General features: G+C 40.1%; 21 protein-coding genes and 1 tRNA gene. 14 read left to right on the top strand and 8 right to left on the bottom strand.

Translation table 11 applies throughout. The features are described 5' to 3' along the window. Positions 1-203 precede the first annotated feature (203 nt). From HC000_RS14930 to rimI, 3 genes are all read left to right on the top strand, one after another. Positions 204-280, top strand: a tRNA-Trp gene (locus HC000_RS14930). A 65-nt stretch (positions 281-345) separates the two neighbouring features. Continuing rightward, positions 346-666, top strand: a complete 321-nt coding sequence (locus tag HC000_RS14925) for a hypothetical protein (protein WP_179808050.1) — start codon at positions 346-348, stop codon at positions 664-666. Beyond that, the gene (rimI, locus tag HC000_RS14920) at positions 653-1,120 is read left to right on the top strand and encodes a ribosomal protein S18-alanine N-acetyltransferase (protein WP_179808051.1); all 468 of its coding nucleotides are present in this window, start codon (positions 653-655) and stop codon (positions 1,118-1,120) included. The genes HC000_RS14925 and rimI overlap by 14 nt, the downstream gene beginning before the upstream one ends. A 65-nt stretch (positions 1,121-1,185) precedes the next feature. Here the strand turns inward: rimI and HC000_RS14915 are convergent, their stop codons facing one another. Next, positions 1,186-3,852 carry an ATP-binding protein gene (locus tag HC000_RS14915; RefSeq protein ID WP_179808049.1) on the bottom strand — a complete coding sequence of 889 codons (2,667 nt, stop codon included), beginning with the start codon at positions 3,850-3,852 and terminating at the stop codon, positions 1,186-1,188. Positions 3,853-4,218: 366 nt separating this feature from the next. Between HC000_RS14915 and prfC the strand changes: the two genes are divergently transcribed. The 4 genes from prfC (at position 4,219) to HC000_RS14895 (ending at position 9,458) form a co-directional block, all read left to right on the top strand. Then, positions 4,219-5,808 carry a peptide chain release factor 3 gene (gene prfC, locus HC000_RS14910; protein WP_011327353.1) on the top strand — a complete coding sequence of 530 codons (1,590 nt, stop codon included), beginning with the start codon at positions 4,219-4,221 and terminating at the stop codon, positions 5,806-5,808. A 57-nt stretch (positions 5,809-5,865) separates the two neighbouring features. Further along, positions 5,866-7,608, top strand: a complete 1,743-nt coding sequence (argS, locus tag HC000_RS14905; RefSeq protein ID WP_179808048.1) for an arginine--tRNA ligase — start codon at positions 5,866-5,868, stop codon at positions 7,606-7,608. A 401-nt stretch (positions 7,609-8,009) separates the two neighbouring features. Continuing rightward, on the top strand, positions 8,010-8,648 hold the full coding sequence (gene pdxH / locus HC000_RS14900) for a pyridoxamine 5'-phosphate oxidase (protein ID WP_179808047.1): 639 nt from the start codon (positions 8,010-8,012) through the stop codon (positions 8,646-8,648). 42 nt (positions 8,649-8,690) lie between these two features. Beyond that, positions 8,691-9,458 carry a TatD family hydrolase gene (locus HC000_RS14895; protein ID WP_179808046.1) on the top strand — a complete coding sequence of 256 codons (768 nt, stop codon included), beginning with the start codon at positions 8,691-8,693 and terminating at the stop codon, positions 9,456-9,458. On the opposite strand, the gene HC000_RS14890 is transcribed toward HC000_RS14895, so the two are convergent. Further along, a complete protein-coding gene (locus HC000_RS14890; protein ID WP_179808045.1) occupies positions 9,425-10,045 on the bottom strand; it encodes an AhpA/YtjB family protein in 621 nt (206 codons plus the stop codon). The genes HC000_RS14895 and HC000_RS14890 overlap by 34 nt on opposite strands. Before the next feature lie 173 nt (positions 10,046-10,218). On the opposite strand from HC000_RS14890, the gene serB reads away from it, so the two are divergent. After that, positions 10,219-11,247, top strand: a complete 1,029-nt coding sequence (gene serB, locus HC000_RS14885; protein WP_011327358.1) for a phosphoserine phosphatase SerB — start codon at positions 10,219-10,221, stop codon at positions 11,245-11,247. On the opposite strand, the gene HC000_RS14880 is transcribed toward serB, so the two are convergent. Next, entirely contained in the window at positions 11,244-13,721 is a 2,478-nt protein-coding gene (locus tag HC000_RS14880) for a PilZ domain-containing protein (protein ID WP_179808044.1), read from the bottom strand. The two genes, serB and HC000_RS14880, sit on opposite strands and share 4 nt — an antisense overlap. A gap of 365 nt (positions 13,722-14,086) precedes the next feature. On the opposite strand from HC000_RS14880, the gene radA reads away from it, so the two are divergent. Then, on the top strand, positions 14,087-15,472 hold the full coding sequence (gene radA, locus HC000_RS14875) for a DNA repair protein RadA (RefSeq protein WP_011327360.1): 1,386 nt from the start codon (positions 14,087-14,089) through the stop codon (positions 15,470-15,472). Between the two features lie 81 nt (positions 15,473-15,553). Then, positions 15,554-16,486: a hypothetical protein gene (locus HC000_RS14870; RefSeq protein ID WP_179808043.1), complete on the top strand. Its 933-nt coding sequence runs from the start codon at positions 15,554-15,556 to the stop codon at positions 16,484-16,486. Between the two features lie 169 nt (positions 16,487-16,655). On the opposite strand, the gene serA is transcribed toward HC000_RS14870, so the two are convergent. The 5 genes from serA to metK form a co-directional block, all read right to left on the bottom strand. Beyond that, on the bottom strand, positions 16,656-17,885 hold the full coding sequence (gene serA, locus HC000_RS14865; RefSeq protein WP_011327363.1) for a phosphoglycerate dehydrogenase: 1,230 nt from the start codon (positions 17,883-17,885) through the stop codon (positions 16,656-16,658). A gap of 9 nt (positions 17,886-17,894) precedes the next feature. Beyond that, positions 17,895-18,548 carry a ribose-5-phosphate isomerase RpiA gene (gene rpiA, locus HC000_RS14860; protein WP_179808042.1) on the bottom strand — a complete coding sequence of 218 codons (654 nt, stop codon included), beginning with the start codon at positions 18,546-18,548 and terminating at the stop codon, positions 17,895-17,897. Positions 18,549-18,600: 52 nt separating this feature from the next. Further along, a complete protein-coding gene (locus tag HC000_RS14855) occupies positions 18,601-19,197 on the bottom strand; it encodes a 5-formyltetrahydrofolate cyclo-ligase (RefSeq protein WP_179808041.1) in 597 nt (198 codons plus the stop codon). Positions 19,198-19,217: 20 nt separating this feature from the next. Continuing rightward, a complete protein-coding gene (locus HC000_RS14850; protein ID WP_011327366.1) occupies positions 19,218-19,769 on the bottom strand; it encodes a hypothetical protein in 552 nt (183 codons plus the stop codon). A gap of 152 nt (positions 19,770-19,921) precedes the next feature. Beyond that, positions 19,922-21,073 (bottom strand): methionine adenosyltransferase, encoded by a 1,152-nt coding sequence (metK, locus tag HC000_RS14845; protein ID WP_011327367.1) that lies wholly within the window; start codon positions 21,071-21,073, stop codon positions 19,922-19,924. Between the two features lie 303 nt (positions 21,074-21,376). Between metK and tkt the strand changes: the two genes are divergently transcribed. The 4 genes from tkt (at position 21,377) to HC000_RS14825 (ending at position 25,811) form a co-directional block, all read left to right on the top strand. Continuing rightward, positions 21,377-23,368 (top strand): transketolase, encoded by a 1,992-nt coding sequence (tkt, locus tag HC000_RS14840; RefSeq protein WP_179808040.1) that lies wholly within the window; start codon positions 21,377-21,379, stop codon positions 23,366-23,368. 185 nt (positions 23,369-23,553) lie between these two features. Continuing rightward, a complete protein-coding gene (locus HC000_RS14835; RefSeq protein WP_011327369.1) occupies positions 23,554-23,868 on the top strand; it encodes a pyrimidine/purine nucleoside phosphorylase in 315 nt (104 codons plus the stop codon). 201 nt (positions 23,869-24,069) lie between these two features. Continuing rightward, positions 24,070-24,426, top strand: coding sequence for a ribosome-associated translation inhibitor RaiA (gene raiA, locus HC000_RS14830; protein WP_011327370.1), 357 nt, complete (start codon positions 24,070-24,072; stop codon positions 24,424-24,426). A gap of 152 nt (positions 24,427-24,578) precedes the next feature. Continuing rightward, positions 24,579-25,811, top strand: a complete 1,233-nt coding sequence (locus tag HC000_RS14825; protein ID WP_179808039.1) for a divalent metal cation transporter — start codon at positions 24,579-24,581, stop codon at positions 25,809-25,811. The last annotated feature ends 280 nt before the right edge of the window (positions 25,812-26,091 follow it).

The raw sequence follows: 26,091 nt of genomic DNA, 5'->3' as shown, positions 1-26,091 counted from the left end.
ATCCAATCGTTCTTGGTCGAAAGATCGGATCTCGGAACAGGCATTTAGTTCAATTTTCTTAAACGAGATTCAGGTTAAGTAATTAAAAAATGAAGAATTAGCCTGCTAATTCGTCGTTTTGTTTATTTAAAAGGCAATCAAACCAAAAAGATGATTTTTTTCTTTACCTTTGGCCAAAGGTCTCTATAATTCGTCGGTATTGCAGGGGCGTAGTTCCAATTGGTAGAACAGCGGTCTCCAAAACCGACGGTTGGGAGTTCGAATCTCTCCGCCCCTGCCATTTCTTCTTTACATCGAATTTATTACTTCTTATATTACCTTACTTACTAATTTCATCGAGTCGTTATGCATTCACGTTACGCAGCTGTTTTTGGTATAGAAAACCTCGAATTAAATCAGCATTATCAAACGGTTAATAACCAGCCAATAAATAATAAAGCAACTGACACTAAAGCAGACAGCGTCGCGCCTGAGCCTATTTCGCTCACAAGCCAGTTATTTGCAGATATAAAACGTGCCATAGCCCCCATTACCATCAATAGTGTAATACAAGGCACGGTACTGCAATTACATGGCGACCAGTTAGCTTTAACAAATTCACAGCTCAGTACTGCCGATAAACGTGCTTTATGGGCTTTAATGAGTGACCATCTTGATAAACTTTAAATCAGTAGACGCAACCGCTATACCGCAATTAATGGCTATAGAAACCGCATGCCACAGCCACCCGTGGACGTTAAATACCATGAGCTCATGTATTGGTGGGCGCTATTTTAATTTAGCAGCGTTTAACGGCGATACCATGGTAGGTTTTTATATTGGCGAAAAGGCCGGGCCCGACTTTACCTTGATGGATATTTGCGTTGCCCCAAGCGAGCAAGGAAAAGGCATTGCAAAACAGCTACTGAACCAGTTTATTGAATATGGTGAGCAGCAAAATGCTGAAAATTTATTTTTAGAAGTACGCGAATCAAATACCCCCGCAATAAAGCTCTACGAAAATGCAGGCTTTATAGAAATGTCAGTGCGTAAAAACTATTACCCAAGCGACAATCCTGCTAAAAACGGATTTGAAGACGCTATTTTAATGGGCATGGCACTGGGCTTAAACTTTCAATAATATTTTGTAGTGAAGAGTTTACAGTGATAACTGTATAAAGAATATTGTTGCAGTAAGCCGATAACTTATACCTGCTTACTTTGCTCACTAATAACCTGCTCAATAGCGTTAATTAAGTTAGCTGTTAATTCGTTTAACGCGGCTTTGCTATCGCTTTTTAAATGATCTTCTAAACGCGCAGCACAGTAATAAATATCATCAAAGTTAAAACACCCAGCACTGCCTTTTATATTATGTGCTAATGCGCGTAATGCGACTAAGTTACCCGAAAATTGTAAGCTTTTTATTTCAGCTAAATAAGTTGGCAGGTTAGCGACGTAATTTGCATTTATTTGTTGGAATTTTTCACTTTTGAGTATGTCGTCCCATTTATTTTGATTGTCTTTTTCAAGGTGTAGGTAACTTACTAATACGCTTTCTAGGGCATCTTTATCTATAGGTTTCGCCAGAGCCTTGTCGCATCCTGCAGCAATATATGTATCTACGTCATGGTTCATTACATTCGCAGTGAGTGCGATTATAGGGCCGTCGTATGCTGCATGGCGTAATATTTTAGTCGCTTCTAGGCCACCCATTACTGGCATTTGCATATCCATAATAATTAACTGATAGTCGTTTACTAGCGCCATTTCTACCGCTTCAGCGCCATTGTTTGCTATGTCGGGTTCTAATCCCCAAGTTTGCAGCAGCAGCTTTATTAATAATTGATTATCGGGGTTATCTTCGGCCACTAAAATATGTGCATCAAAATTATTACTAGCGAAGGAAAGCAGCGGATCTTTTTTTGGAATGAGTTGATTGGATTGCTCTAAAAACAGGTTGTCGGCTAATGGCGTTTGTAAATTACAGGCTATGGTTATAGTAAAGCAGCTACCTACATCTAATTCGCTTTTAACGGTTATATCACCGCCAAGACGTTGTGCTAAATTTTTTGAAATACATAGCCCAAGCCCGGTGCCGCCAAAGCGACGGGTTGTGGTAGCGTCTGCTTGCTCAAAAGGAGTAAATAAGCGCTTAATTTGACTTTCAACCATACCAATTCCGCTATCTTGTATTACAAACATCAGCTCTTGGCTTGGTAGGTAATGAACCGTTAGAGATACATGGCCTTGCTCGGTAAACTTAACTGCATTGCTGGCAATGTTGATCAGTATTTGTTTTAAGCGGGTTTCGTCGCTGTTTATAGTGTGTGGTAACGGGAGTTGATAATTAATACTGAGCTTTAGCTTTTTTTGTTGTGCCAGCGGTTCAATAATTGACTCAATGTCGTGAATTAAGCGCACTACATTTAGTGGGGCTCGCTCTACAGCAATTTTTTCGGCTTCAATTTTAGACAAATCTAAAATGTTATTTATTAACTCTAGTAAATGCTTAGAGTTGCGTAAAATAGTGCTTAAATGCTGTTTGTTGTTGGTGATTTTATCGTTATGTAAAAGCTGTTCGGTAAAGCCCATTATTGCGGTGAGTGGGGTACGAATTTCGTGGCTCATATTAGCCAAAAAGCGACTTTTAAGTTGATTTGCTTGCTCTGCTTGGCCAATCGCAAGCTCTAACTGGCTGTTCATGGTTTCTAGCGCTTTGGTGCGGCTTTCTACTTTGTCTTCGAGGTGATGTTTATATTCTTCTAACTGCTCTTGATAATGCCTAATTTGATTAACCATGTGATTAAAGTCGTTAAACAATATGCCTACTTCATCATCGGTGTGCGCGGGCAGTGAAACACCTAAATCGCCATCACCTACACGGTGGCTAGCTGCACCTAATAGCTCAATAGGATTAAGTAATAAATTACGCACTACAATAAAAATAAGTATTGGCAGCGTAATAACCGAAATAATAACAATTAAGCCGGTAATTAAGCTAATAGCCTTACCCGACTGATACAAAACGGCTTTAGGAATAGTCGATACATAATAACCACCGCTCATTTGCACCGCAAAAATCATCCGCTCTATTTTATCTATACTCGAAAGCTCTATGGTTGATAAAGAGCCAATGTCGGCTAAGTTATGTACCTGGTTGAGCTCAAATTCACTAATGTATTGGCCACGAATATTATAATCGGAACTAAATAAAATTTTCCCCTCATTACTAACGAGTAAGTTGAGAGTGTTGTTGTAAGGGGCTTCTAAAATACTGGTGTTAAGAATAGAAGGATCAATATGCAGTACTATAAAACCAAGCTGTTGTGGGCGCTTAAGATAGTAGTCAATGCTATAAATACGCTGAATAAAATACAAGCTGGTGGTGCCATCTGCTTTTTGCATCATAAACTGCTGTTGGCTTAAATTACTTTGCTGTACTTTGTCAAAAAAAGGATACGATTTTGGCGCTATGCTTAAATTACTTGAGTAGTAGGCATCGCTTTTGCCATTTACCGACATTAAGTTAATGCTAATAATATCGGGATAGGCCTCGCTATAACTGGCAAATACATCCATTAACGCACCTAGGCGATAGGTGTAGCCACCATCAGCATGTAAATCGTTAGCTAAAAAATCGTTCAATACGGGTGAGGTGGATAATAGCTTGGCAGTGGATTGAAATGAGTCAATATAGTTAAATACTTTTTGTTGTTGTTGTTCAACAAACCGGCTCATAATTAAATCAGCTTGTTTTTGTGTTGAGTTGGTTACATTAGTTAGCGTAAAACCACCTAAAAATAACAGCGGAAGTATAACTAACGGCGTTATATACCATAATAACCTAATGCTTAACTTACTGGTTTTCATTACCAAACAACACATCCTCCATGTAATGTTAGTAATAATATGTTTTACAGCTATATTACTCAAGCTTAGCGTTTGTTTATTGTGCTGGTAATATTTATAACTAAGCACAATTTAGGACAATAATTGAGTAAATACGCGCTCTGGGAGAGTTAATAAAAAAAGAATCAGTTAATAACTAAGCATTGATTGTTTATAGAGTGAAGATCAGCGAAAATAGTCTTCAATTACGATTAACATAACGGATCGCGTGTGAGGAGCCAAATTGGGTTCTTCCTAGGGTGTGTTGAGCTTTCGGGGTTGAGCAATATTAGCTCTGAAACGTCAGCATACATAAATGTCCGTATTCAAACTAAAAGAACTTTTTTAATGGCAGAGCAAAATCTCCTCAGTGAAATTAATAAACGACGTACCTTCGCGATTATTTCGCATCCAGATGCGGGTAAAACCACCATCACCGAAAAAGTACTCTTATTCGGACAAGCTATCCAAAAAGCCGGTACAGTAAAAGGCCGTGGCTCTAACCAGCATGCTAAATCTGACTGGATGGACATGGAAAAAGAGCGTGGTATTTCTGTTACTACCTCAGTAATGCAGTTTCCGTATAAAAACGCCTTGGTTAACCTGCTCGACACACCTGGACACGAAGACTTCTCAGAAGATACTTACCGTACCCTAACAGCAGTCGATTCGTGCTTAATGGTTATTGATGCGGCCAAAGGTGTAGAAGACCGTACGCGTAAATTAATGGAAGTAACACGCCTGCGTACTACGCCAATTGTTACTTTTATGAATAAATGTGATCGTGATATACGCGACCCAATGGAGCTGCTTGACGAAGTTGAAACCGAGCTTAAAATAGCGTGTGCGCCTATTACTTGGCCGATTGGGAGTGGTAAAGGCTTTAAAGGCGTTTATCATATTCATAACGATGAAGCGGTTTTATATAAAACCGGCCAAGGTCATAAAATTCAAGACGTGCGCACCATTAAAGGGATAGATAACCCAGAACTGGTTGATGCTATTGGTGACGATCTTGCCGCGCAATTACGCGATGAGCTAGAGCTGGTTATTGGCGCATCAAATGAATTTGATTTAGAGCTGTTTTTAGCCGGCGAACTATCGCCAGTTTATTTTGGTACAGCACTAGGTAACTTTGGTGTTGACCATGTACTTGACGGCTTAACTAAATGGGCGCCAACGCCATTGCCACGTGAAACAGAAGACCGCCAAGTAGTTGCCACTGAAGAGAACTTTACTGGCTTTGTATTTAAAATTCAGGCCAATATGGACCCGAAACACCGCGACCGAATTGCCTTTATGCGCATAGTGTCGGGTAAATACAGCCAAGGCATGAAAATGAATCATGTGCGAATTGGTAAACAAGTAAGTATTTCTGATGCGGTTACGTTTATGGCTGGCGATCGTGAGCGCGCAGGTGATGCATTCGCTGGCGACATTATTGGTTTACATAACCACGGTACGATTCAAATAGGTGATACTTTTACCCAAGGTGAAAAGCTTAAGTTTAGTGGTATTCCTAACTTTGCACCGGAATTATTCCGCCGTATTCGTTTACGTGATCCGCTTAAGCAAAAGCAGTTATTAAAAGGCTTAGTACAACTTTCAGAAGAGGGTGCTGTACAGGTATTTAGACCGCTAATAAACAACGATTTAATTGTAGGCGCAGTAGGTGTACTTCAGTTTGATGTGGTTGTAGCGCGCTTAAAAGCAGAATATAACGTAGATGCAATTTACGAAGGTGTTAACGTAAATACAGCCCGCTGGGTAAGTAGCGACGATGTTAAAAAGTTTGAAGACTTTAAGCGTAAATGTGAAAGCAACCTAGCCTTAGATGGCGGCGATAATTTAACTTACATAGCGCCAAGTCGTGTAAACCTTAATTTATCAGTAGAGCGCTACCCAGAAGTCACCTTTAGCCATACACGCGAAAACTAAAGCCAGCTTAGTAAAATTTTAAAAGCCTGCTTTGGCGGGCTTATTAAGGTAAAAAATATGAACATTCGTACTATTTTAGTAGAAAAAGCCATTGCCGCTATGACAGCTGTAGGCTTACCAGCAGATACTAACCCAGCAGTTACACAAAGTACTCGTCCACAATTTGGTGACTACCAAATTAATGCTGCCATGGGCGCGGCTAAAAAAATGAAAAGTAACCCACGAGAGCTTGCGCAAAAAATTATTGATAACCTAGATGTAAGCGACATTGCCGAAAAAACTGAAATTGCCGGCCCAGGGTTTATAAATATTCATTTAAAGCCTGAATTTTTAGCGCAAAGCGTTAAAGCGGCGAATAGTGATGCAAAATTAGCGGTTCATGAACACGCTAATCCACAAAAAGTGGTTGTTGATTACTCATCGCCAAACCTTGCTAAAGAAATGCACGTAGGCCATTTACGCTCAACCATTATTGGTGATGCGATTGTGCGTGCGCTTGAATTTAGAGGCGACAGCGTTGTGCGTCAAAATCACATGGGTGATTGGGGCACACAATTTGGTATGTTGATTGCGCATTTAGAAGATCAAATTAGCCAAGGCGTAGATTTAGATACAGTAGCACTTGCCGATTTAGAAACCTTTTACCGCGACGCTAAAAAACGTTTTGACGATGAAGAAGGCTTTGCCGACAAAGCACGTAATTATGTAGTTAAATTACAAGGCGGCGACGCGCATTGTGAAAAACTGTGGAAGCTTTTTATTGCCACTTCAGTTAAGCACTCTGAAGAAGTATATAAGCGCTTAAATGTAACGCTTACACAAGCTGATATTATGGCTGAAAGCGCATACAACGCTGAGCTAAATGACATTATTAGTTTATTAAAAGATAAAAATATTGCCGTGGAGTCGCAAGGCGCACAGGTTGTATTTTTAGATGAACTAGCAAACAAAGATGGCGAACCATCGGCGTTTATTGTACAAAAATCGGGTGGCGGCTTTTTATATGCAACTACAGATTTAGCCGCATGTGATTACCGCTCAAATAAGTTGGGTGCCGATCGTATCTTAATTTTTGTTGATGCGCGCCAAAGCCTGCACTTTAACCAAGTAGAGCTTACAGCACGTAAAGCTGGTTTTTTACGCGATGAAACTAGCTATGAGTTTTGCCCGTTTGGCACCATGATGGGCGCCGACAACAAACCATTTAAAACCCGTACCGGTGGCACAGTTAAACTTGCCGATTTACTCGAAGAGTCGATTAATCGCGCAGCAATAAAATTAGCCGAGCGTGAATCTGATTTATCAGAGCAAGAGCGCAGCGAAATTGCCCGCAAAGTAGGTATTGGCGCAGTTAAATATGCCGACCTTTCTAAGCACCGCACCAGTGATTATATTTTCAACTGGGACAGCATGCTAAGCTTTGAAGGCGCAACAGCACCTTACTTACAATATGCTTATACGCGTATACGCAGTATTTTTCGTAAATCAGGCGTTGATGCAGCTACACTAAATTCAAACGTTACTATCGTAGAGCCGCAAGAAAAAGCGCTAGCGCTTAAGTTACTGCAGCTTGAAGAAGTACTTGATTTAATGATCACTGAAGCCACACCACACGTACTATGTGGTTACTTATATGAACTAGCAAGCTTATACATGACGTTCTACGAAGCCTGCCCAGTACTTAAAGAAGGCGTAGAGCCAAACGTACGTGATAGCCGTTTAGTGCTGTGTAATTTGGTTTCTAAAACGTTAGAGACGGGATTAGACTTACTAGGCATTGAAGTCATGGAGCAAATGTAATCACCTTCTGCTGCGTGTAGTTCGCTTTAGCTGCGTTGATAAAACTATTTAGCCTAAGTCACATACAAACCGTATGCTCCTTGGCATAAATAGTTTTACCGCCTTGCTAGCACTCCTACACTTGCAGATGTAACGCTTTACACCGAGGTTGGGTTGAGTGAAACGAAACCCAACGATACACCTGATACTCTGTATTTATTGTTATCGCATAAACTTGAGACTCTGTGTTTATTGCTATCGAATATACCTAAAGCTCGATGTTTATTGCTATCGCATACACTAAAAATTTTGTGTTTACCGGTATCGAATATACCTAAAGCTTGATGTTTGTTGTTACTAGCATCACTATTTAAGCTCGTTACTCTAAGCTCTTTTCTAACGCTTTATTTAAAGGATTTATTATGAAACTCGAAGATATCCGTCGTGAATACCTGCAAAACGCGTTAAGCGAAGATAACTTGCTTGATGATCCGTTTAAACAGTTTGAAACCTGGCTTGAGCACGCTGTAGCAAGTAATTTACCTGATCCAACCGCTATGGTAGTGGCGACAGTTGATGATACCGGGCAGCCTTCGCAGCGCATTGTATTGCTTAAGCATTTAGATAATGATGGTTTTGTGTTTTTTACTAATACAGGTTCGCGCAAAGCGCAGGAGCTTAAAGGTAATAATAAAATATCGCTGCACTTTCCTTGGCACCCTATGGAACGCCAAGTAATTGTGTATGGCGAGGCTAAACCTTTACCTACTTCTGCGGTGGCTAAGTACTTTTTATCTCGCCCTAAAGAAAGCCAGCTAGCAGCGTGGGCATCAGCACAAAGTCGCCCAGTTTCATCGCGTAAAGTGTTGATGGAAACCTTTGCCAATATGAAAAACAAGTTTGCTAAAGGTGAAATTCCTTTACCTGACTTTTGGGGTGGCTATTGTGTTGTACCGCAAAAAATTGAGTTTTGGCAAGGTGGGGCACACCGCCTGCACGACCGTTTTATGTATCAGCGCCAAGCAGACAACAGCTGGCAAGTTACTCGCTTAAATCCATAAAGCTAATATATAACTAATATAAAAATAGACGGGCAAGTAACAATGCAATTTATTGACTCTCATTGCCACCTCGACTTTAGCGAGTTTGACTCAAACCGCGAGTCACTCATTAACGAGTGTGCAGCAAAGGGAGTTAAGCAGTTTGTGGTGCCCGGTATTAGTTTGGCCCAATCGCGTGCATTACTTGAATTTAAAACTAACTTTGCAGGCGTAAAAATAGCTGCAGGGCTGCATCCTTACTTTTTAAATCAACACCAAGAATCACACATAGAACAGCTATTTACATTTGCTACAGCCAATAAAAACCAGCTGGTGGCAATTGGCGAATGCGGTCTAGATCGAAGTATTGAAAACCTCTCCAAACAAACCTTTTTATTTGAACAACAAATAGCACTGGCTAATCAGCTAGGGTTACCGTTAATTGTGCATCATAGGCAAAGCCATGATTTAATTGCGCAGTCGTTTAAGCGTTGTAAGCCTAAATATGGTGGGGTAATTCATGCGTTTTCGGGGTCACTTCAGCAAGCTCAATATTATATTAAGCAAGGTTTTAAGCTCGGTGTAGGCGGTGTTATTAGCTACCCGCGAGCGGTTAAAACGCGCGATGTAATTGCCAATATAAATACATCGCACCTAGTGCTTGAAACCGACTCACCATCAATGCCGCTATGTGGTTATCAAGGGGAGATCAATACGCCGCTGCAAATAGTGCGGGTATTTGATGTATTGTGTGAGTTAAAGCCTAAACAACACAAAGAGCAACTAGCTACAGAGCTTTACGACTCATGTTGTGATGTTTTTTGTATATAACGATTAACCTGCCATATTTTTAAGCCACGACCAAGTTGCCAAGTAAAAATACATGCAATTACTAACATTAATAACACTTGGCGACCTAAGTCATGAAAATGATTATGACTAGATGTAACTGCTGCACGGGTTAAGTAAGTAACAGATACAAAACCAACGGGTCTGTCGTCGTCACTTACGACGGGTTCTATAAATGGTGTTTTAAGTTTGCTAACACCAGGAGTTGATTCAGATAGCTGGCCGCTAATATGTAACGATTGCCAATTATCGCTACTGGCTATAAGCATGCCTTGCTGGTCGTAAATTGTGGCTGAAAGTACAAACTCATCTTTGCTTATGTTGTTACATAGTGCATTAAGTTGCGGTTTGTTTTTTTCAATTAACGGGGTTTTAGCATTTAATGCCATAAATTTGGTAAGCGATTTTGCAGTACTATCGGCACTGTCATAAAGTAATTGATGGCTTTGAAAACTACTATTAATGCCCACCCAGCTCAGTAATATTAAGCAGGCAGTAGCAAGCAATAAACGCACTAAGCGTTTTTTTTGTGAGGCAGTGATAGGGTTTTTAAGATGGTTATTTTTCATAGTCACCGTATATACTACTGACAGCATTTTGATTTGATGTTACAAATGCTATACCCAAGTTGTTTGGGTATACTATAACCTTAAACCCCACCTGATGGCGAATTTAGCGCAAGTAATATATTTAACATTTTGTAAGTAGCTATCAGGATAACAAAAAAATTCACGGAGAATCCATGTCGCAAACGAACATGGCACAGCCTGGTGCTGAGCAACCATTAACGCAGTTAGTATTAAATAAATGGTTTAGCTATCAGGATGAGGTGTTTTTACCGTTAAAAAACCTACCTAATAAACACCAAGGTTTATTTAGTATTGCCTTTGCTGGCAATTTTAGTATTACCCATATTAAAGCCATAATAGATTTTTTTGCGAAGCATAATCAAACCGTTACAGGGCTTTGCCAGTATCAGCCCGACTTAAGTTTACCAGCGGCACTGTGTTTTTATATTAAGCAAGCAGAGCTGCCGATTAACCCGCTAGTATTACAACAATTTTCCAGCACACTTGATTTTCAGCTAGTGCAAATAGCTTGCCCACCCAACTTGTATGAGCCAGGTTTATTGGTAATGGATATGGATTCAACCGCTATTACTATTGAGTGCATAGATGAAATTGCACGCTTAGCTAACGTATACGATGAGGTTGCTTCGGTAACTGCACTGGCAATGGCTGGTAAGCTTGATTTTAGTGAAAGCCTAAATCAGCGCGTCGCTAAACTTACCGGAATTGAAAAAAGCTTAATAGATGAGTTAAAAAATAATTTACCTTTAATGCCGGGTATTAAAATGCTTTGCCAAATACTTAAACAGCATCAGTGGCACTTAGCCATTGCGTCGGGTGGTTTCGTACCCTTTGCAGAGCAAGTACAAGCGTTAATCAATTTAGATGAAGTACACGCTAATGTGCTTGAATTTAAAGATAATAAGCTCACAGGTAAAGTATTAGGCACAATTGTAGATGCACAGCAAAAAGCCGTTATTTTAGAGTCATTACAGCAACAGCTGGGATTAATAAAGTCGCAAACAGTGGCGATTGGCGATGGGGCTAACGATTTAAAAATGATGGCAACAGCAGGGCTAGGTGTAGCAGTACATGGTAAAGCAAAAGTGGTTGAGCAAGCCCAAGCAGCTATTTGCCAAGGCTCGTTATTACAATTACTGTATATGCTAGCTATACCATTAAATAGTGAGGCTACTGTTTAACGCAGGCGGTTTAGCCAAAGTAGTTTGCGGCGACCCATTTGGTCAACTTGTTGCTGTTCAAGTTTTAAATGGCTTAAGGCTTCTTCGGTGATATCGACAATATCACCGACACCCGCTACAGACCACAATGCCTCTTCTAATTCCCTTGCTTTATGCAGCGCATATTGACTCACATATTTTAGTTCGTTAGATAAATAATCGGTATCTGGGCGTCCAGTACGTGATATATACAAGCGCATAACAAAAATAAGATTCGACTTTAAGCCTTTGCTTATTTGTTCCTGAAAATCATCATAATCCTCACCTGCTATGCAATAACTGGTAATAGACTCTGAAATACTGCCCTTACGGGGATCAAAATTAATCACAAGTGTAAAGGCGCTTGGCGGATCTTGGCGGCTAAGATCTTTTATCTGTGGGGTGATCACATTAACGATTTGCTCATCAGTAATAATGCTCGATAAATCGGTTTTATTACCCAATAAACCAAAGTTTTGTAAAAGCACATGTAGTGGGCTAGGGTATAAGCCAAAGCCAATTGCACCTGCTTTAAAGTGCGCTCCTTCTTTATGTAAATAAAGTGGGAACTGGCAAACGCTTTTAGTTACCATATTTCTAAGTGCTGTAGAGAGCCCTGGCACTTTAGGCGCTTCTTCTGACACTTTTAGTTTATCTTTATTACTGTTAATTAACTGCGTAAAAAACAGCACTCCAGCATGGGGTAAGTCGGCAACTCGGCTGGCTTTTAAATTAATAATAGTGAACGACTTATTTACAGCCATCACTTCGTACTTTAGCTCACTAAGCTGATATGTTTTGGTTATTTTTTGTAAGTCAGGAAACGAGAGTAAAACAATGTCGCCTTTTTTTAAGCTTACTGGTTGTTTGCATTCAAGCTGCAAGCCCATAACCGAAAAGTCGCGAGTAAGGCCATGTACTACCTCATCGTTTACGCTAATCGACACATTCGTTTTATATAAGTAGCGCTTATCAGAGCGAAGATTTACATACTCTAAAGGTACAATATCTAAATAAGGCGCAGACTTACTTTTGCTATGGCCAAAATTCTTCAATTGATTAATCAAAGCTTTATCGTAATTTAATTGCTGATAGTGTTGCTGTTCAGTTTTATTACCAATAGCAGTTAGTACCACCATATATTTTACATTTTTCACTAACCCTTCTACCCGAGGAGAAGGCGGCTTATTGAGCTTTTCAATATTTTTACTTACAGTGTTTGGTAACGATAAAGGAATAAATGAGTCATCTGGATGGCTTGGCATAATTTGTATTTTAAAGCACTGCCAAGTGTCTTTTTGACTGCCAAAACCTAAAAATAAGTTTTTTAGCTGAGGGTTTTGTTCAAGCTCATTACGTGTTGCAGAATAATAATAAATTTTGCCCGCTGAAATATGAGTAAAAGTATATAAATAATCTTCTTTAACTGGAGCCTGTTTTAAAAGTAATGCATTAATGCGTTGCTCATTAAGCACACTGTATAAACAAGGGGTTTGGCGTTCATCGGTAAAGTAACGTTGAATAAAAATGTTGTTTTCGGTGGTTAGACTTAAGCTAGGATAAAGTACATTGTCTTTTTTACTTAAAAACACATATAAAGAGGTGACGCGTGGAATATAGTATTGCTCGTAACCCTTAGAAACCACAGCATCGAGCGTATTATCAAGGTTTACTTTATAGCGACGTTTATTACCGTGGATAAAGCTTTCTAAAAAATTATCAAACGCTTCATTATTTTCAATAAAGGTGCGTTTTAAACGAATATGATTAAACTCTTTAGAAATATTTTCTACGGCGACAACCTCATACTGAATGCCATTTTTTAAACCTAGCTCAAAGTCTTGCTCTAAACCTACCAAACGCAAGGCGATTAAATGTCCTTTTTTTAGCACATAACGAGTGGCTAGCTTTATTTTACAACCACTGAGGGATATATCGGAAGTGCTAGCAGCAATACTTTTTTTGTCGTTGTATTCAACCGTTACTTTAATTGAATAGTTCATTCGCTCTTCAGAGCGGCTTTCATAAGAGGCAAACTTTATAACATTTGTATTAAGGGAGTCATCAATGGCTTGCTCTGCAATTTTTTCTGTGGTTTTGCGTTGTAACACCCGATGATTATTTTCGGTGTTCATCACTGCCTCATAAACGGCAAGGGTATAACCACCGTGTTGTTTTAGCGCAGCTTCAAATACTTCAATCGCTGTTTCATCCATGAAATGTTGTTTGCCATTGTGATCATAAGGCTTTACCTGCCCAGTCACCAAACCACGTAAGTCAATAAAGCGCGCTATCGGCTGAGATAAGCGTGTCATTTCCATTTTCATTAAAAACTGTTCAGGCTTTGTAAGCCCAGCTATTTTAGACTTAAAAATTAAATCAAATTTAGGGTTGCCTAAATAATGTTTTAATTCAGATATAAGATCTTCGTGCTTGAGCAGTATGTCTTCAGCCATTTATAAAACCATCACCGTCTAATTAAAAAAGTAGGTATACTATTAAATCCATTTATTAGAAAACTCAATAAATGTCGTATCGTGTTATTGTTGTTAATATAGGTACGATTATTCGAGTAACTACAGTTTAGCGCTTGTTATTATGTGTTAAATACCAATTTATTGGCAAGTTACTTTAAACTATTATTCAAGCAATAAGTATGCCCTAAAGTATAGTAAAAAAGAAAACAGCATTTATAGATAATAATAGTAGTGCTAAATTATCTTGTTGGCATGACTCATTGTTAGGCGAAAGTTTAAAATGATAAAATAAGCACTTAACATTAAGTATTTTTAAAATTAAAGAATAGTAGGTAAAGTTATAAATGGCTAAAGCGGCAAAAGTAGAGTTTGTTTGTACCGAATGTGGCATGAACTACCAACGTTGGCAAGGTCAATGCCGCTGTGGTGCATGGAACACATTAGCAGAATTTAAACCGTCAGCAGGGCAAAGTAAAAAAGCATCGGCACGCGTAAGTGTAGGTGGTTATGCTGGGGGGATTGGTGGCGGTTCTAAAAAAATTAATGATATTGCTACCGCAGAAACTGAAAAACAGTTAACTGAAATTGGCGAGCTCGATCGTGTTTTAAGTGGCGGTGTAACAACGGGGTCAGTTAATATAATCTCTGGCGATCCAGGGGCTGGTAAAACAACCTTGTTATCTGATTTAGTGGCACGAATGTCACAACGCATGCCCTCACTTTACTGTACCGCAGAAGAATCTTTATCGCAGTTTAAAAACAGAGTGAATCGTTTAAAGTTAAATTATAACCCTGATGCGCTTTATTTACTTTCCGAAACCAGTGTTGAAACCATCATTGAAGAACTCGATAAAAATAAAATTAAGTTTGCAGTAATAGACTCCATTCAAGCAGTGGTCACCGACACAGCTAACGGTAGCCCAGGTTCGCCTTCGCAAGTAAAAAGTGCCGCGCAAGCACTTACGCAATACTGTAAGCAAAATGATGTCACTATGTTCATTATTGCCCATGTAAATAAAAACAACGAAATAGCTGGTCCGCAAACGCTGGTGCATATAGTTGACGCACTATTGCATATAGATACTAACGATGGGCAAATTCGTACCTTACGAGCAAATAAAAACCGCTTTGGTGATATAGATACTGTCGGTATTTTTAGAATGTGCGAACGCGGTATGCTCAGCGTTGATAACCCCAGCGAAATATTTTTATCAGGCTCAACTACAGATTCACCTGGCTCTGCAATTACGTGTATTCGGAAAGGTAATCGTAATTTATTACTCGAAATTCAATGTTTAACCACTGAGATTGAGGCGGAATTTCCGCAGCGTGTTTGCGTTGGTTTAAACATGAACCGAATAAAAATGCTCACCGGCATACTGCGTAAGCACACAAAAACTAAAATATTTCACGATACGTTTTTTAATATAGTGGGTGGCTTAAAAATTGATGAATCAGAAACCTGTATAGATTTAGCGTTGGTTGCTGCGCTACTTAGCAGCTTAAATGATTTTGTGGTGCCACGTACTACTTGTATTATGGGAGAGCTGAGCTTAAATGGCGACGTACGCCCAATAGACAGTGGTGTACCGCGCGTTAAAGAAGCTGCGCAGCATGGCTTTACGGAAATATTTATTCCATTTCGTAATTACCATAAATCAATGGAAGGGCTGGGCGCTAAGATCACCCCGATAAAAACAGTACATGAGTTACTTAGTTTAATTAATTAGCAAAAACGCTTATCGGTGATGTTCTGTAATGTTACTCTTGAGCTGAAACAATTTATATAAAGACTTAAATAAGGAAATAACATGAAAAAGTTAGTTATAGCTGCAGCAATTGTAGCTGCCGGTGTTGGTGGCGTAAGTTATGCAAATCACGTAGCCACAAAAGAAGTACGTGCAGAAATAGATAAGCAACTAGCACTAGTGAGCGAGCAAACCGGCGCTACATTTAAGTATGCAGACTTATCGGCTAGTGTTATTTCCAATAGTGTAGAAATTAGCAATATGGAAGTCATTAGTTCTGAAGGCGATAATGTTGCCAGTATTCAAAGCATTGAAGTGACAGGTTACGAAACCGATAAAATTTCACCACACACTACATTTGATGTAAAAAGCTTTCAATTTAATAAAGACTTTGTGGCTCAATTACCAGCCGATACAAATACTATGTTAGCGTCGGCCAGTTACGATTTACATTCATCACTTGATTACGATGAAAAATCGGGCGACAGCGATGTTGTAGTTAAGTTAGATGCAAAAGACATTGTTAGCTTTAATATGAATATGGGTCTGGCAAACACACAAGCACTTATGGATGCATCGCTTGCGATCAGTAAAGCGCAGCAAGCAGCGGGCAGCGAACCTTTAACTTATGAGCAAGAATTACAGCAGCAAACGCTAATAATGCAAGCTATGAGTAAGTTAGAGCCGCGCAGTGTTAACTTTGAACTTAATAACCAAGGCGAGCTTAAAGCGTTGCTAGAAAGTGAGCTTGTTAAGCAAAGTATGAATGTTGAGCAAATGCAAATGATGGTTGAGCAGCAACTACAGCAAGCGCCAGTAACCGACGAAATTGCAGAGGCGATTAGCGGCTTTGTTAAAGGTTTAAATTCATTTAGCGTGTCGGCAAAACTACCTGAAGGCAAAACTATGATGGAAGTTAACCAACAAATAATGATGCTAATAGGCCAGCCTGAACAACTGGTAGAGTATATTAATCTAGAAGTTAAAGGCGACTAAAAGTAGCTCTAGCAATCGTGCTATCAGTTAAAAATGATAGTACGACGCACATAATTAAAGCGCGAGTTTAACTCGCGCTTTTTTATGCCTAATTATAATTACTGTATTTATTTAAAGCACTCTAGTAGGTCGGTTAAGCGAAAGCGCCACCCGACAAACAAGTGGTAGCTTAGTGCAGAATACGTGCTCTTATCGTGCCTTCAACAGCGCTTAGCTCTTTAAGGGCAACTTCTGAGTGGTCGGTATCTACATCAATAACTACATAACCAATTGATTCATCAGTTTGTAGGTACTGCGCGGCAATGTTAATACCGTGCTGTGCAAACGCTTGGTTTATTTGTGTTAATACGCCAGGACGGTTGTGATGTACATGCAGTAAGCGACTACGATTAGCAAGCTCTGGTAGTGAAACCTCAGGGAAGTTAACAGCAGTAATAGTTGAGCCGTTATCTGAGTATTTAGCTAGTTTTCCAGCTACTTCAATACCAATGTTTTCTTGTGCTTCTTGAGTTGAACCACCAATGTGCGGCGTTAAAATAACATTGTCAAAATTACGCAGTGGCGATACAAACTCTTCATCGTTAGATTTAGGCTCAACCGGGAATACATCGATTGCTGCGCCGCTGAGTTTTTTGTCGGTAAGCGCTTCTGCCAATGCATCAATATCAACTACAGTACCGCGAGACGCATTAATTAAAATAGCGCCTTGTTTCATAACCGCAAGTTCGGCAGTGCCAATAAGGTTCTTAGTTTGTGGGGTTTCAGGTACATGTAAAGTAATAATATCAGAGCGTTGTAATAGCTGAGTTAAATTATGTACTTGCTTAGCGTTGCCAAGTGATAACTTATCTTCAATATCGTAAAACTCAACATGCATACCAATATTTTCGGCCATAATACCTAACTGGGTACCAATGTGGCCATAGCCAATAATACCCAATGTTTTACCACGAGCTTCAAACGAGCCGTTTGCGGTTTTTAACCAGCCGCCACGATGTGCAGCAGCATTACGCTGTGGAATACCGCGTAATAGCAACAGTATTTCACCAAGTACAAGCTCTGCAACCGAGCGGGTGTTAGAAAATGGTGCGTTAAATACAGCAATACCACGTTCGCGCGCCGCATTTAAGTCAACCTGGTTGGTGCCAATACAAAAACAGCCAACCGCAACGAGCTTTTCAGCTGCTTCTAACACAGCTTGGTTAATATGAGTACGAGAACGAAGCCCCACAAAGTGTACGTCTTTAATACGTTCTTTTAGCTCGTCCTCAGGTAAGGATGTTTTAACATAGTCGATGTTGCTATAACCGTTACGTTTTAGCGTTTCAACAGCGCTTTGGTGAACACCTTCAAGCAAAAGAATTTTAATTTTGTCTTTTGCCAACGATACCTTACTCATAACCTCATCCTATTTAATTTGTGGCCCATTTTTAGTGCCGATAATCACTTTATCAGCGCCACGCTCTGCGAATAGGCCGTTGGTAACTACGCCAACAATTTGATTAATTTGTGTTTCAAGTTGTTTAGCTTGGGTAATTTTTAAATTATGTACATCTAAAATAACGTTACCGTTATCGGTAACTACACCTTGGCGATACACAGGATCACCACCAAGTTTTAATAATTCGCGTGCTACGTAACTGCGTGCCATGGGTATAACTTCAACCGGCAGTGGAAAACCACCCAAGGTTGCTACTAATTTGGTGTCATCTACAATGCACACAAATTGTTTAGCTACCGCTGCTACTATTTTTTCACGAGTAAGGGCTGCACCGCCGCCTTTAATCATTTCGTTATGGGCGTTAATTTCATCAGCGCCGTCAACGTATACATCTAAAACATCAACGTCATTAAGTTCAAATACTTCAATGCCTAGCGCTTTTAAACGAGCAGTTGAGGTTTCTGAACTAGAAACCGCACCTTTAATGGTGTCTTTTATTGAGCCTAGTGCATCAATAAAGTGATTAACCGTTGAGCCTGTACCTACGCCTACAATAGTGTTCTCTTTTACAAACTCTAACGCTGCCCAAGCAGCTGCTTTTTTTAATTCGTCTTGTGTCATTGTTTTATGCTCATTTATGTCAAAAATTTCTGCTGGTATACAAAGTAACGCTTTACCAACAGTAGGTTTTATTTGGGGTGATAATTGTTTTAAGTGGCACATCCCATGATTCTATGGGTAAAGCTGTTACTTTTTGGCATTCATGTGCTAAACCAATAAGTTGCGGCTTTTGCCAGTGTTGCTGGTGTAGCCGCGCCAATGTCCGATCGTAAAACCCACCCCCCATTCCTAAGCGATTACCTTGGTTATCAAATGCCACTAATGGCATAAGTAGGTAATCAAGCTCTGGTAACGGGCATATTTGAGTACAATTGAGCTTAGGTTCCAAGATACCATAGCGGTTTGCCTTCATGGGTGAGTTTTTTTCATAACGCTGAAATAGTAAATTAGCCCCGTTAAAGGGGTGGATTACAGGTAGGTAAAGGGTGTGCCCTTTATCCCATAATTCATTAATTAACAATGAGGTATCTAACTCGCCGTCGTTACTAAAATAAATGGCAATATACTCTTTTTTAGTGTTTTTTTTGCCATTTAAGTATTGAATAAAATTCACTTTTAGCGATTGGGCGGCAATTAATTGTTGGTTACTTGATAAATTATTACGCAGTTCGCGGACAGATGCTCTTATTGTTGCACGTTTATTGCTCACTTTAGGATTTCACCCCGTAATTAAAAAGAGAATAAGTTAGGGACGGTTAAATATATTGCTAATAAAATAAGCAAAGTAACCACAGTTGCTATGAGTGAATATAACAACACATTACTGCGTTTTTGCAGTGGTGTGAGCAACTCATCATCAAGCATAAGATCATCGTCTTGCCACTCTATGTGTTCATCGGTAATTGCTGTGGCTTCAACCTCGGGTAGGCGCTGTTCAAGCTCGTCTAGTTTTTCTTCAAGGCGAATTAAGCTACTGGTAATGTAATCAAGCGCATCAAAAATTCTGTCATCGCGCTGGCTACTCGTTGCACTTGCCAGTTGAGTATTTTGATTAGGGTTGGTAACAGCCTGCAGCTTACTTTTAATACCTAAGCTGGCAAGTAGTTTGGCTTGCTTTAGGGCTTTGTCTTTATTGCTTGGCACAAATAGCGGTTTACCATTAAAAAAAAGCGACACTTTTTCATTTGATGTTTTTAATTTAGTAGCAAGCATGGCAGTAACAGCTTTGCTGTCAACGCCCTCAGCGAGTCCTACAAAGGTAACACGAAAGTTGTCGGCCATTTTTAATTCCCTAAGCTTTTATAGTAAAACGAGTATATACCGAAAGTGCAAAACAATTCGAGAGTGATTTATGTTTCACGGCTTGAATAATAAGCTTTAGATATAAAAACGACCCTTAAAAGGGCCGTTTATATTTTTAATAGTATGTTGGCTTAAAGACCAGCAGCAGCGCGAAGTGCTTCTGCTTTATCAGTACGCTCCCAAGGGAACTCTTCACGACCAAAGTGGCCGTAAGCCGCCGTTGGAAGGTAGATAGGGCGCTCTAAATCAAGCATTTTAATTAAACCGTAAGGGCGCAAGTCAAAGTGCTCACGAATAAGCTCAATTAAACGGCTTTCTTCTAGCTTGCTGGTACCAAAGGTTTCTACGCTTATAGACGTAGGCTCTGCAATACCAATAGCGTACGATACTTGTAGCTCACACTTATCAGCAAGGCCAGCAGCAACAATGTTTTTAGCAACATAACGTGCAGCATAGGCAGCACTACGGTCAACTTTTGATGGATCTTTACCAGAGAAAGCACCGCCACCGTGACGAGCCATGCCGCCGTAGGTATCTACAATGATTTTACGACCGGTTAAGCCACAATCGCCCATTGGTCCGCCAATTACAAAGCGACCTGTTGGGTTAATAAAAAACTTAGTTGCGCTAGTAATTAGCTCAGCAGGAAGTACCGGCTTGATGATAGTTTCCATCACCGCTTCGATTAAATCTTTTTGTGAAATATCTTCGCTGTGCTGCGTAGAAAGTACAACAGCATCAATACCTACTGGCTTGCCGTTTTCGTATGCAAACGTAACTTGTGATTTTGCATCTGGGCGTAACCAGTTAAGCTCGCCGCTTTTACGAACCTGTGCTTGGCGCTGCACTAAACGGTGTGAGTAGGTAATAGGAGCAGGCATTAGTACTTCAGTTTCGTTACATGCGTAACCAAACATTAAGCCTTGATCGCCAGCGCCTTGCTCTTCTGGGCTAGTACGGTCAACACCTTGGTTAATGTCAGGAGACTGTTTACCAATAGTGTTTAAAATTGCACATGAATCTGCATCAAAACCCATATCTGAATTAGTGTAGCCAATGTCGCGAATTGTTTTACGTGTAATTTCTTCGATATCAACCCATGCGCTAGTAGTGATTTCACCACCAACCATAACCATACCGGTTTTTACATAAGTTTCACACGCAACTCGGGCATGAGAATCTTGCTCAAGGATAGCATCAAGTACCGCATCAGAGATTTGATCGGCGATTTTATCCGGATGACCTTCAGAAACAGATTCAGAAGTAAATAAATGTTTTGCCATTGTATTTCTGCTCACAAATATTGCGCTTCACAAACGTCGGTATTAGCGCTTAAAAATTAAGGGGCGTATTTTATCGAAAACAAAACACCTTGCATAGTGTTTTTACGCCTAGACGTCTAAATAAAATATTTAATAACTTTTCGGTCTCAAAAAATATTCATAATGACCTATTATTATGGGTTTTTAATTGCACACCGCCCCTACAATAAGTAAGAATGGACTATACACTAGTCGCCAAGTTATACGGCGGCATAATCGAATACATAAATACCCGCGCAAAAATATATTAAGGTAGGAGAATTCATGCCATCTCGCAAAGAACTTGCAAATGCTATTCGTGTCTTGTCAATGGACGCAGTACAAAAGGCCAAATCTGGTCATCCTGGAGCCCCTATGGGCATGGCAGATATCGCAGAAGTATTATGGCGCGATTATCTAAAACATAACCCAACAAACCCAGAGTGGGCTGACCGAGATCGCTTTATATTATCGAACGGCCACGGTTCAATGCTTATTTATTCTTTATTACATTTAACGGGTTATGATTTACCGTTAGACGAAATTAAAAACTTCCGTCAAATGCATTCAAAAACACCTGGTCACCCAGAGTACGGTTATGCACCAGGAATCGAAACTACTACGGGCCCGTTAGGTCAAGGGATCACTAACGCAGTAGGTATGGCAATTGCCGAAAAAGCGCTAGCTGCACAGTTTAACCGTGAAGGTCACGATATTGTTGATCACTTTACCTATGCATTTATGGGCGACGGCTGCTTAATGGAAGGTATTTCTCATGAAGCAGGTTCACTTGCAGGCACATTAGGCCTAGGTAAACTTGTTGCATTTTGGGATGACAACGGCATTTCAATCGATGGCGAAGTAGAAGGTTGGTTTACCGATGATACGCCAGCTCGCTTTAAAGCATACGGTTGGCATGTAATTAGCGGTGTTGATGGCCACGACAGCGATGCTATAAGTGCTGCAATCGCAGAAGCTAAAAGTGTTACTGATAAGCCATCACTAATTTGTTGTAAAACAATTATTGGTTACGGCTCACCTAATAAGTCGGGTAGCCACGATTGTCACGGTGCACCACTAGGTGATGACGAAATTAAAGCGTCTCGTGAATTTTTAGGTTGGACTGGCGATGCTTTCGAGATTCCTGATGATATTTACGCACAGTGGGATGGCAAAGAAAAAGGCCAACAGCTTGAATCAAGCTGGGACGAAAAATTTGCAGCATACGCAAAAGCATACCCAGAGCTAGCGTCAGAATACAAGCGTCGTATTAACAACGAACTGCCAGGCGATTGGGCTGAAAAATCTCAAGCATACATTGAAGAGCTGCAAGCAAACCCTGCAAACCCAGCGTCTCGTAAAGCGTCACAAAATGCATTAAACGCATTTGGCCCGTTATTACCAGAGTTTATGGGTGGCTCTGCCGATTTAGCTGGCTCAAACCTAACAATTTGGGATGGCTCTAAAGGCTTAACACGCGACGATGCAAGCGGTAACTACATTTACTACGGTGTACGTGAGTTTGGTATGTCGGCAATTATGAATGGTATTGCCCTGCATAAAGGCTTTATTCCTTACGGTGCTACGTTCTTAATGTTTGTTGAATATGCAAAAAATGCTGTGCGTATGGCTGCATTAATGAAGCAACCAAGCATTTTTGTATACACGCACGATTCAATTGGTTTAGGTGAAGATGGTCCAACTCACCAACCAGTAGAGCAAATTGCAAGCATGCGTTTAACGCCTAACTTATACAACTGGCGCCCATGTGACCAAGTGGAGTCGGCAATTGCATGGCAACAAGCTATTGAGCGTAAAGACGGTCCTACATCACTAATCTTTACTCGCCAAGGTTTAGAGCAACAAGCACGTAACGCACAGCAACTGAGCGACGTTAAAAAGGGTGGTTACATCCTTAGCTGCGACGGCAATCCAGAGCTTATTTTCATTGCAACGGGTTCTGAAGTGCAACTAGCACAAGATTCTGCAAGCGAACTACGCAAGCAAGGTAAAAAGGTACGTGTTGTATCTATGCCGTGTACTGATGCTTTTGAAACGCAAAGCGCAGCATACAAAGAAAGTGTATTGCCAGCATCTGTTTCACGCCGCGTAGCAGTAGAAGCAGGTATTGCTGATTACTGGTACAAGTACGTTGGCCTAAATGGCGCAGTAGTAGGTATGACTACCTTTGGTGAGTCAGCACCTGCTGGTGAGCTGTTTGAGCACTTTGGCTTTACTGTTGAGAACATAGTAAATAAAGCAAACGAACTTTTTTAATCGCCTTTGATTAAATAAAGTAAGCAATTGAAAAACCCGCATATGTTGCGGGTTTTTTTATGCCCGAATATGAAACAACTTCACTCAAAGCAATGCTGCTTTCCTTGCAAGAAAGTAAGCTATCAGGCAAGGTAGTGCGATAAAATTTATAAATAAAAATCTTAAATTATTAGCAGGAGCTAAATATGTCAAAGTTCGAAAATGTTAGTGTAATTAAAAAAGCCAATGTGTATTTTGATGGCAAAGTGTCAAGCCGAACCGTTTTATTAGGCAGTGGTGAAGCAAAAACATTAGGCTTTATGCAACCAGGTGAGTTTGTGTTCGACACTAACCAAAAAGAATGCATGGAATTATTAGCAGGGCAGTGGGATATTTTATTGCCGGGTGAAAGCGAGTGGAAAACATTTAATGCGGGCGAATCATTTAATGTTGATGCAAACGTAAGCTTTAAGGTAAAAGTAAGTGATTTTGCTGATTATTGCTGTTCATACACAGATTAATAGCACAAATATAACGCGGTTAGTGTGTTATTTGACCGCTTAAAGAGCCCGTATAATGCGGGCTTTTGCATGTTTAATGCTCAGTGAGTGATCTAAATCAGCTTTACTAACAAATATTTGCTTAAATAGTTACATTTATCCTTGTGTTAATTCATATTGCCCCCAATACTAACTATGAAGTAACACATAAAAGGATATAAAATGAAAATTAATCTTACAGGTCACCATGTTGACGTTACTGATTCAATTAGAGAACACGTAAACGAAAAGTTTTCAAAAATAGCGAATCACTTTCCATCTTTGATCGCGCTCGACATTATTCTTTCTAAAGTTCACAACAAGCTTCAAGCGGAAATTAGCACTATTTACGAAGGTGCACGTATATCGGTTAAGGGCGAAAACGAAGTGCTGTATCCAGCAATTAGTAGTGCCGCAAAAAAACTAGATACGTCACTAAAACATCGCAAAGGGCAAATTAAAGCTAATTTGCATGAAAAACCAGAAATAACAACCCCAGAAATTGCACACGAAATCATCCAAGAGATGGATCTTCGTTAACGTTTTTAGAGTTTAGGCCCTAACTTTTAGGGCCTAAAACCATTATTTATTAGCTTCGTTTTACCCCCTCATTTATTAATACTTTTCAGCTTTCATTTTGCGTTAAAACTCTGTAATTTATTCATTATTATAAATAAACAGTAAGTACACACATGCGCTCTGTAGTATCAAATTGGCAAACTCGCTTAAATGCATTGGGGCCGGGAATTCTAATGGCAACCGCTGCAATTGGTGGTTCACATTTAGTGGCATCAACCCAAGCGGGAGCCATATTTGGCTGGCAATTATTTTGGCTTATTTTAGTAGTAAACGTTTTAAAGTACCCATTTTTTCGCTTTGGCATGGAGTACACACTCGCTACCAAAAATAGCCTAGTAGAGGGTTATAAAAGCAAAGGGCCATTTTATTTTTACAGCTTCATTGTCCTAAATGTTGTTGCCGCTATCGTTAATACCGCAGGCGTATTATTACTCACCGCAAGCTTGTTGCATTACGCACTACCTATCACAATAGAAATAACACTGCTGTGTTGGATTTTACTTGGCGTGTGCTTAACCATACTTTTGCTAGGGCACTTTAAAGCGCTAGATAACGTGGCAAAAGGCATTATGGGGCTACTTACATTAGCAACATTAATAGCACTTGCTATTGCCTTTAGTAATGGCCCAATGGCACCTGCTGACTATGTAGGCCCTTCACCGTATGAGTTAGCCATGCTTAGCTTTATGGTGGCACTAATGGGTTGGATGCCCGCCCCCATTGAAATATCCGCACTTAGCTCACTGTGGTTAAAAGAAAAACAAACACAACAAACAATATCTAAACGCGAAGGCTTATTCGACTTTAACGTGGGTTACTGGTTAACCGCAGGCTTAGCGCTGGTATTTTTTAGCTTAGGTGTATTAGTGCAATACGGGCAAAGCAGTAATATAGAACTCGGTGGGGTCGCTTTTGCCAAACAGCTTATTGATATGTACGCACTTACCATTGGCGAGTGGGCAAGGCCGCTAGTATCAGCCATTGCTTTTTTATGTATGTTTGGCACCACATTAACGGTACTAGATGGTTACGCGCGTACTTTAAACGAATCGCATAAATTACTTGGTTTTAAGCAATCAAAACACAGCTTAAATACATGGCTAATACTGCAAGCACTTACTGGTATGGCGGTTATTTTGTTTTTTGAATCAGCCTTAGGCCCTATGCTTACCTTTGCCATGACACTGTCATTTGTAACCACCCCTATTTTTGCATGGCTTAACTTTAGCCTTGTGCGCTCCGAGCCCAGCATTAAACACGGCGTACTACTTAAAAGTTTAAGCTGGGTAGGGCTACTGTACTTAGTCGGTTTTTCTGTGGCATTTATAGTGTGGATGATGATGTGATTTTAGGTGCGAGGCGAAGGACCCATAGTAAAACGAGCAATCACTGAATACTTGATTTGGTGGGGGTTGCAAAGTTGGCAGGCCACTTGCTGTTGCTAAGCACGTAATTAATAAGTTGTAGGCTAAATTTAGCCTGCAATCTTGAAGTCTCTGATTAGAAGCTAAATACCCATAATTAGCAGCGTTGATAGTCAGCTTAGAGCGAAAACCAGTCATTGTAGTTCGAGCAATTTTACTTCGTATTGATATACTAATGTCATGATTAAAGTTGATTTTATGG

Origin of the sequence: Pseudoalteromonas sp. MIP2626, from assembly GCF_013414205.1 — a bacterium.
GTDB classification, from domain to species: Bacteria; Pseudomonadota; Gammaproteobacteria; order Enterobacterales; family Alteromonadaceae; genus Pseudoalteromonas; species Pseudoalteromonas nigrifaciens.
Note: the sequence above shows the minus strand (reverse complement) of the source record. Positions and strands in the feature narration are given on the sequence as shown.